The organism is Phenylobacterium sp. (assembly GCF_044371015.1).
Taxonomy (GTDB): Bacteria; Pseudomonadota; Alphaproteobacteria; order Caulobacterales; family Caulobacteraceae; genus Phenylobacterium.
Map to the genome: position 1 here is coordinate 1 of NZ_JBILUK010000145.1, position 7,982 is coordinate 7,982.

Here is a 7,982-nt window from a genome sequence, read left to right on the forward strand (position 1 = left end):
GAGCGGCGCCATGGCGACGGCCGCGATGATCGCCACGCAGTTGGGGTTGGCCACCACGCCACGATGCTCGGCGATGGCGAAGGCGTTGACCTCGGGTGTCACCAGCGGCGTGGCGGGATCCATCCGAAAGGCTGAAGAGTTGTCGACCACCAGCGCCCCGGCGGCCACCGCCTTGGGGGCGAACGCGCGGCTGATGGAGGCTCCGGCCGAGAACAGCGCCAGATCGACGCCGGCGAAACTGTCATCCCCCAGGGGTTCGACGGCGAGGGGCTGGCCCTTGAAGTCCATGGTGCGGCCCGCCGAGCGCGGCGAGGCCAGCAGCTTGAGGGTCGAGAGCGGGAAGTTCCGCTCTTCCAGGCAGCGGATGAGTTCGACGCCCACAGCGCCGGTGGCGCCGACGATGGCGATGGCGGGGCGGGCGGGCAGGGTGCGGGGGCTGGTCATGGCGAAGGCGTCTCCAGTTTGGGGGCGGAGCGCGGGGTGTTGACCGTCTAGGCGTTTGGCCGGCCCCGCGCGTCGGCGGGGCGGTCCGGGGGTCGCTAGGCCTTGGCCACGCGCGCGCCGGACGCCCCGCCGAAGCGGGTCGTTTTCCGGATCATCGCAATGGTCGGGGCCACGGACATGGGCGCGGCGTCTAGCGGCGGAGGTCCGGATTGTAAAGGGCGGCCCACTCTGCGCGCACATCGGGATCCGGTTCGGCCGGGGCGCGCGCGGCGGCCTGGGCCTCGATGTCCGCCGCCGCGGCCAGTCGGCCCAGCGCCCAGACCGCGGCCCCGCGCACCAGCGCCGAGGGGTCATCGAGGCGAGGCGTTATGGCGGTCATCAGAGCCGGATCACCGGCGTTGCCCAGGGCGTAGAGCACATTGCGCACGAAGCGGTCGCGGCCGATGCGCTTGACCGGGCTCTTGGCGAACAGCGTGCGGAAGCCGGCGTCATCCAGGGCCGCCAGATCGGCCAGGGCCGGAGCGTTGAGTTCGGGCCGGGCAGCCAGTTTCTGCTCCCGGGCGACCTGCGCGAACTTGTTCCAGGGGCAGACCGCGAGGCAATCGTCACAGCCGTAGATGCGGTTGCCCAGCGCCGCCCGGAACTCGACCGGGATCGGGCCCTTCAGCTCGATGGTCAGGTACGAGATGCAGCGTCGCGCATCGAGCTGGAACGGCGCCGGGAAGGCGTCGGTCGGGCAGACGTCGAGACAGGCGCGGCAGGTCCCGCAGGCCATGGGTTCGGGCGGGTCTTGCGGCAGGTCCAGCGTGGTCAGGATCACGCCGAGGAACAGCCAGGAGCCATGGGTGCGACTGACCAGGTTGGTGTGGCGGCCCTGCCAGCCGGCGCCGGCGCGTTCGGCCAGCGGCTTTTCCATCAGCGGCGCGGTGTCGACGAAGACCTTCAGCTCGCCGCCGAGCCGCGTCTGCAGCTCGCGCCCCAGGGTCTTCAGGCGCGGCTTGATCACCTCGTGATAGTCGTCGCCCTGGGCGTAGACGCTGATCGCGCCCCGATCCCGCCGATCCAGGATCTCGAGCGGGTCGGCGGCGGGTCCGTAGTTCAGGCCGAGCACGATGGCCGAGCGGGCCTCCGCCCACATCGCCCGGGGATGGGCCCGCCGCGCGGCCGTCTCGGCCATCCAGGTCATTTCGCCGTGGCGGCCGGCTTCGACAAACGCCTCGAGGCGCGCGGCGGCCGGCCAGGCGTCGTCCAGGTCGGTGAAGCGGCAGATGTCGAAGCCCAGCGCGGCGGCGCGCTCGCGTATCCAGCCGGCCTTGTCTTTGGCGGCGTCAGAAATCGAGGTCGTCATAGTGGCCGGCGGGCGCCAAGCCCGGCCACCGGTCGGCCAGAAGCGGCCGGAAACAGGGCCGGGACTTCAGCTTCATGTACCAGGTCTTGGCCGCCGGGAAGTCCCGCCAGGGCACGTCGCCGAAATAGTCGATCACCGAGAGGTGCGAGGCCGCCGCGAAGTCGGCCAGCGAGAGCCGGCGACCCGCCAGCCACTCGCGCGCCGCCAGCAGGTCTTCGAGCACGTGCAGGTGCAGCTTGAGGCCATCGCGCCCCTGCCGCAGGGCGCCCAGGTCCGGCGGCCCCAGGCTCAGAAGCCGCTTCTCGATCTTCTCGTGCAGGATGAAGCCCGAGGCCTCGAACTCGAACTTGCGTTCGAACCAGGTCAGCAGCCGCCGCGCCTCGGCCCGTTCCGCCGCTTCGCGGCCCAGCAGGGCGGGTTCCGGATAGGCCTCTTCCAGGTAATCCAGGATCGCGCGCGGTTCGCAGAGAACCAGCGGCGCCGCCTCGCCGGCCCGCTCGACCAGCACCGGCACCAGGCCCGAGGGGTTCATCCGGGTGAGCTCGCGCGGGCGCTCCCAGTAGCGGGTGGACACCTCCACGAACGGCAGCCGCTTTTCGCCCAGCGCCAGGCGCACCAGCCGCGAGGCCGGGTCGAGCGGGAATTGGTGCAGCGTGCGATCGACGGTCATGGGGCGAATACGCGCCTCCGACGCGAATCGTTCTTACGCCAACTGACCGCCGGGGCCTTAAGGCGGGGTTTACCACGACAGCCAGCCGTCCCCAGGCTGCGCGCCGGGGGCGACCTGCCGGTCGGGCCCGGCCGGCAGGCCGAGCTTTACGCGGGCCGCCGCTTCGGTCAGAGACTCGACCATGGACCTGTCGAAAATCCCCGTGGGCGCCAACCCGCCCTACGACGTCAACGCGCTGATCGAAATCCCCCAGGGCGGGGAGCCGGTGAAGTACGAGCTCGACAAGGAGTCGGGTGCGATCTTCGTCGACCGCTTCCTGCATACGGCGATGTTCTATCCCGGAAACTACGGCTTCATCCCCCACACCCTGGCCGACGACGGCGATCCGATGGACATCATTGTGGTGGGGCCGACGCCGGTGGTGCCCGGCGCCATCATCCGGGCCCGGCCGGTGGGCGCCCTGATCATGCGCGACGAGGCGGGCGGCGATGAGAAGATCCTGGCCGTGCCGGTGGATGCGCTCCACCCCTTCTATGCCGGGGTGGATTCCTGGCGCGCCCTGCCGGTGATCCTGACCGAGCAGATCGCCCACTTCTTCAAGCACTACAAGGACCTCGAAAAGGGCAAGAGCGTCGACATCATCGGCTGGGCCGACCCGGAAGAAGCCGCCGACATCATCCGCCAGTCCATCGAGCGCTATCGGACTGCGTGAGCGGTCTGGAACCACGGAACCCACGGAACTCACCGAACAAACCCGCAGAGGGCGCCGCGCCGTCGCCAGGAAACGGTCAGGCAGGCGATTCCATGAGCTCGGTTCTTTTCTTCCGTGAGTTCCGTGGGTTCCGTGGTTACAGGTTTGCCGCCCGCGCGCCGGACCGCTAGGAACATCGTCCCATGCGGATCGCTCTCATCCAGACCCGGACACCCGCCGACCAGACCGCGGCGCTTGACCACGTGCTGCCGATGGTGCGCGAGGCGGCGGGTGCTGGCGCGCGGTTCATCCTGACGCCTGAGGGGACCAACATCCTGCAGAAGCATCGCGAGACGCTTCTGCCCCGTCTCGCGCTCCAGGATGACGATGCGGTCGTCACCGGCCTTCGCGAAGCCGCGCGGACCCTGCGCGTGACCATCGACATCGGCTCGGCCCTGGTGCTGCGCGGCGACGGCAAGGTGGCCAACCGCCAGATCCTCATCGGCCCCGATGGCGACATCGCCGCCACCTACGACAAGCTGCACATGTTCGACGTCGATCTGCCCACCGGCGAGACCGCCCGCGAGAGCGAGGTCTATGAGCCGGGCGACCGGGCCGTGGTCGCCGAGGTCGAGGGCGTGCGGTTCGGACTGACCATCTGCTACGACCTCCGCTTCCCGGCCCTCTATCGCGCCCTGGCGCTGGCCGGCGCCCGGGTGATGACCATCCCCGCCGCCTTCACCCGCCCGACCGGCGAGGCGCATTGGGAGGTGCTGATGCGCGCCCGCGCCATCGAGACCGGATCGTTCGTGCTGGCCGCCGCCCAGGGCGGCTTCCACGAGGACCGGCGCGGGACCTGGGGCCGCTCGATCGTCGTCGGGCCCTGGGGCGAGATCGTCGCGACGCTGGATCATGACGAGCCCGGCGTCCTGCTGGCCGACATCGACCCCGCCGCCGCCGACAAGGCGCGCGCCGCCATCCCCGCGCTCGCCAACGCGCGCGCCTTCACCGGTCCCTGAGGGCGCAGGCGCCATGATCCTCGCATGATCCGTTACGCCCTGGCCTGCGCCCATGGCCACGAATTCGAAGGCTGGTTCAGCGCCTCGGCCGACTTTGACGACCAGAAGGCGCGCGGCCTGCTGGCCTGCCCGGTCTGCGACAGCCCCGAGGTGGCCAAGCAGATCATGGCCCCCGCCGTGGCCGGTACGAAACGCACGGCGACCTCCGCCGAGGGGCCCAACCCCGAAGCCATGCGCGCCATGATGATGGAGGCCGCCGGCCGCATCCGCGCCCATGTCGAGGCCAATTTCGACGATGTCGGGGATACGTTCGCCCGCGAGGCCCGCGCTATCCACGAGGGGCGGTCCGAGGAGCGCGGCATCTACGGCCAGGCGACCGCCAAGGAGGTCCGCGCCCTGGTCGAAGACGGCGTGCCCGTCGCCCCGCTGCCGGATGCCCCGCCTGGGAAGACGCAGCTGAACTGAGCCGGCCGCCGAGATTTTCCGCATACCAGACATAGCCACGGTGTTTTCACAGGCGCGCCCGAGGGCGCGCGCGGTCAAAACGGCCGCCTGGGAAAATTCCATGGAAAATCTTGCGGGCATTCCGGCGGGGCTTTTTCGGGGCGTGACCGAACACGGAAGCCTAGCGCAGTCGTCCCGACCGAACAAGAACAAATAAAGAACATTTTGGGCGCCCAGGCCATCGACGACCGCCTGCGGGTCAAGCCGAGGGTGAACTGAGCCGTCACTTGCGAGTGAAACGATGGTCCGGCAATCTGACGTTGCGGGGTGGCGCGAGCATGGGGCGTGTCGGATGCGTGGGCTGATCCTGGGGCTGGTGTTGATGGTGGGGGCGTCCGGCGCCGCGCGCGCCGCGCCGCTGGAGGCCTATGGCGGCCTGCCGACCATCCTTTCGATGGAGCTTTCCGGCGACGGCTCCAAGCTGGCGACCGTCGTCTCCGACGGTGAGAACCAGGTCATCCGCGTGCAGACACTGCCCGACGGGCCCGTGCAGTCGTTCGGGATCGGCGAGGTCAAGATCCGCGCCCTGGACTGGGTGGGCGGAGAGGACCTGATTATCACCACCTCCCGCACCGGCACGATTCCCGGCGTGATCGCTCCACGCCAGGAACACTACATGGCCTACCGGCTCAACCTGCCGACGCGCGAGGTGAAGCCCCTGTTGAGGGGATCGCTCAGCCGTTCGACCACCGGCTCCCGCATGCGGGACGCCAACACCAACATGGGCGCGTCGCTCAACACTCTGGCCGACCTCCCGGCAGTCCGCATGATCGGCGGCAAGCCGACGCTGTTCCTCTACGGCATCACCTTCCCCGATCGGTATGGGGTGATCACGGTCTTCGAGATGGACATGCGCACCAACCAGCCCAGGCTGGTGGAAGCCGGTGAGCCGGAGACCCGCGCCATCATACTGGGCGAAGACGGGACCCCGCTCGCTCGCTCGGACTATGGCGAAAGGACCGGCCAGTGGACGCTGAAGCTTCGCCAGGGCGCCGGCTGGGTTGTCAGTCGCTCAGTGAAGGCGCTGCTCGACCGGCCCTATCTCCGCGGACTGGGGCGCAAGCCCGGTTCGGTGATCGTCACCGAACCGAACGAGGCCGGCGACCGCCATTATGAGGTGACCGCCGCCGGCTGGGGCGAGCCGCTGGAAATGGTCGCCGATGGGCTGATCCGAGATCCGGGCACCCGCCGGCTTATCGGCTACCATGTCCTCGTGGGCGATGAGCGCCGATACACGTTCTTCGATCCGGCGGACCAGCGCGCCTGGGAGTTCGTCCATGCGGCGTTCAAGGGGGATCGTGTCAGCCGGGAGACCTGGTCGAACGATCGACGAAAGATCGTGGTCCGGGCGGACTCCCCGACGGACGGTCCGGCCTATGCCCTGATCGACCTGGCGACGCGCAAGGCCGAGTGGCTGGGCGCCGAATACGAAAAGCTGATGCCCGAGGACATCGCCCCGATGCGGCCGGTCCGCTTCAAGGCGAGCGACGGTCTGGACCTCTCAGGCTATCTGACGACTCCTCGCGGCCGCGAGGCCAAGGCCCTGCCATTGGTGGTTTTGCCGCATGGCGGTCCGGCCGCGCGCGACACGCCGGGGTTCGATTGGTGGGCGCAGGCGCTGGCTTCGCGCGGATACGCGGTGCTGCAGATAAACTTCCGGGGATCCGACGGGTTCGGCTGGGATCATCTGCAGGCCGGCTTCGGCCAGTGGGGCCGCAAGATGCAGACGGACCTCTCCGACGGCGTGCGGCATCTGGCCGGACAGGGGATCATAGACCCCAAGCGGGTCTGCATCGTCGGCGCCAGCTATGGCGGATACGCGGCCCTGGCCGGCGCGACGCTGGACGCCGGCGTCTACCGCTGTGCGGCTTCGGTGGCGGGCATCTCCGATCTCAATTGCTTCGTGTCCTGGGCCAAGGACCGGAACGGCCTCGACGCTTTCCGTTACTGGACGCGCTTCATGGGCGCCGAGTCCGATCGCGAACGGGTGCTCACCGAGATCTCACCGGCGAAGCATCTTGATAAGGTCAGCATCCCGATCCTTCTGGTCCACGGCCGTGACGACACGGTCGTGCCCCTGGAACAGAGCCGGATGATGGCGGATGCGCTGAGGGCGGCCGGCAAACCACATCAGTTCACGATCCTCGCCGGCGAAGACCACTGGCTGTCCCGAGGCGAGACCCGCGTCGGCATGCTGAACGCCGTGGTCGGCTTCCTGGAAGCGCACAATCCGCCCCGTTGATTCCAGCGCTTGCGAGCGGCGTCGTCCCCCGGCAATCTGACGTTGTGCGGGGGGTGGTCGGATGCGGTGGCTGATCCTGGGTCTGGCGTTGGTTCTTGGCGTCGCGGGCGCCGCGGCCGCCGCGCCGCTTGAGGCCTACGGGCGACTTCCCGCCGTCGAGGCGGTGGAGATTTCACCCAGCGGGCACGCCGTAGCCCTCAGCGTCACCAACGGCGAGCAGCGGATCATCGTCGTCCAGCAACTGGCCGACAACGCCGTGACGCTCAGGGGCTTTGTCGGCGAGCATAAGCTCCGCGCCGTCCGCTGGGCGGGCGACCAGCACCTGATCCTCGCCTATTCCGCGACGACGACCGCGTTCGAGGTCGTCAACGGGCGCGGGGAGTGGTTGTTCGGGAGCCTGGTCAATCTCCGGACGAAGGAGATCAAGCCATTGATGCGCAACACTCTGGCCGACCTGCAGATGATCTTCGAAGTCCCCACGACCCGCCAGCGCAACGGCGAGACCCGTGTGTTCGCTGGGGCCGTGGTGTTTCGCGGCAATCGCGGGCGCCTGTCGTTGTTCGGCGTCGATCCGGCGGCGGGGACCAATCGGCTGTTGTTGGAGGGTTCGGACGACACAGTCGGCTGGGTGGTCGATCCCGAGGGCGAGCCGCTGGCGCGCCAGGAATTCAATCGGGGCTCCGGAGCCTGGAGCCTGCTGATCCGCGACCAGGGCCGATGGCGGGAAGCCGCGACCGCGCGCAGCCTTCTCGACCCGCCGTTTGTCGTCGGCCTCAGCCGCGATGGCGCTGGCGTCATCTATTCACAGGGAACAGACGAGGGCGCCCGCACATGGACCGAGGTGCGTCGCGACGGCGGGCCCGCGCCGCCGCCGGTGACAGTCCGCCCCAACGAGGCGCCGGTCCGGGACCGTGACGGTCGACTGATCGGGACCTTCCGGATCGAAGGCGACGAAGAGATCTTCGCCTTCGACGGTCAGGAGGATCAGCGGGTCTGGAAGGCGGTGGTCGCCGCGTTTCCGGGCGCCCGGGTCTCGCTGGAGTCCTGGTCGGCGGATCGCCGCA

The 7,982-nt window shown here is 69.2% G+C and carries 6 protein-coding genes and 2 pseudogenes; 5 read left to right on the forward strand and 3 right to left on the reverse strand.

Annotated features, from left to right (window positions below; all coding sequences use genetic code 11):
• The 3 genes and pseudogenes from ACIQ3R_RS12160 to ACIQ3R_RS12170 all read right to left on the reverse strand — a co-directional run.
• Positions 1 to 444, reverse strand: a pseudogene (locus ACIQ3R_RS12160) (aspartate-semialdehyde dehydrogenase); the annotation flags it as partial.
• A 190-nt stretch (positions 445 to 634) separates the two neighbouring features.
• Complete coding sequence (gene queG, locus ACIQ3R_RS12165) at positions 635 to 1,792, reverse strand: tRNA epoxyqueuosine(34) reductase QueG (RefSeq protein ID WP_397418845.1); 1,158 nt, start codon at positions 1,790 to 1,792, stop codon at positions 635 to 637.
• Entirely contained in the window at positions 1,773 to 2,462 is a 690-nt protein-coding gene (locus ACIQ3R_RS12170; RefSeq protein ID WP_397418847.1) for a glutathione S-transferase family protein, read from the reverse strand. The genes queG and ACIQ3R_RS12170 overlap by 20 nt, the downstream gene beginning before the upstream one ends.
• A 181-nt stretch (positions 2,463 to 2,643) precedes the next feature.
• Between ACIQ3R_RS12170 and ppa the strand changes: the two genes are divergently transcribed.
• From ppa to ACIQ3R_RS12195, 5 genes and pseudogenes are all read left to right on the forward strand, one after another.
• On the forward strand, positions 2,644 to 3,174 hold the full coding sequence (gene ppa, locus ACIQ3R_RS12175; protein WP_397418849.1) for an inorganic diphosphatase: 531 nt from the start codon (positions 2,644 to 2,646) through the stop codon (positions 3,172 to 3,174).
• Positions 3,175 to 3,356: 182 nt separating this feature from the next.
• The gene (locus tag ACIQ3R_RS12180; protein ID WP_397418851.1) at positions 3,357 to 4,172 is read left to right on the forward strand and encodes a carbon-nitrogen hydrolase family protein; all 816 of its coding nucleotides are present in this window, start codon (positions 3,357 to 3,359) and stop codon (positions 4,170 to 4,172) included.
• 24 nt (positions 4,173 to 4,196) lie between these two features.
• Positions 4,197 to 4,637: a DUF1178 family protein gene (locus ACIQ3R_RS12185; RefSeq protein WP_397418853.1), complete on the forward strand. Its 441-nt coding sequence runs from the start codon at positions 4,197 to 4,199 to the stop codon at positions 4,635 to 4,637.
• Between the two features lie 331 nt (positions 4,638 to 4,968).
• On the forward strand, positions 4,969 to 6,918 hold the full coding sequence (locus ACIQ3R_RS12190) for an alpha/beta hydrolase family protein (protein ID WP_397418855.1): 1,950 nt from the start codon (positions 4,969 to 4,971) through the stop codon (positions 6,916 to 6,918).
• Between the two features lie 61 nt (positions 6,919 to 6,979).
• Positions 6,980 to 7,982, forward strand: a pseudogene (locus ACIQ3R_RS12195) (S9 family peptidase); the annotation flags it as partial.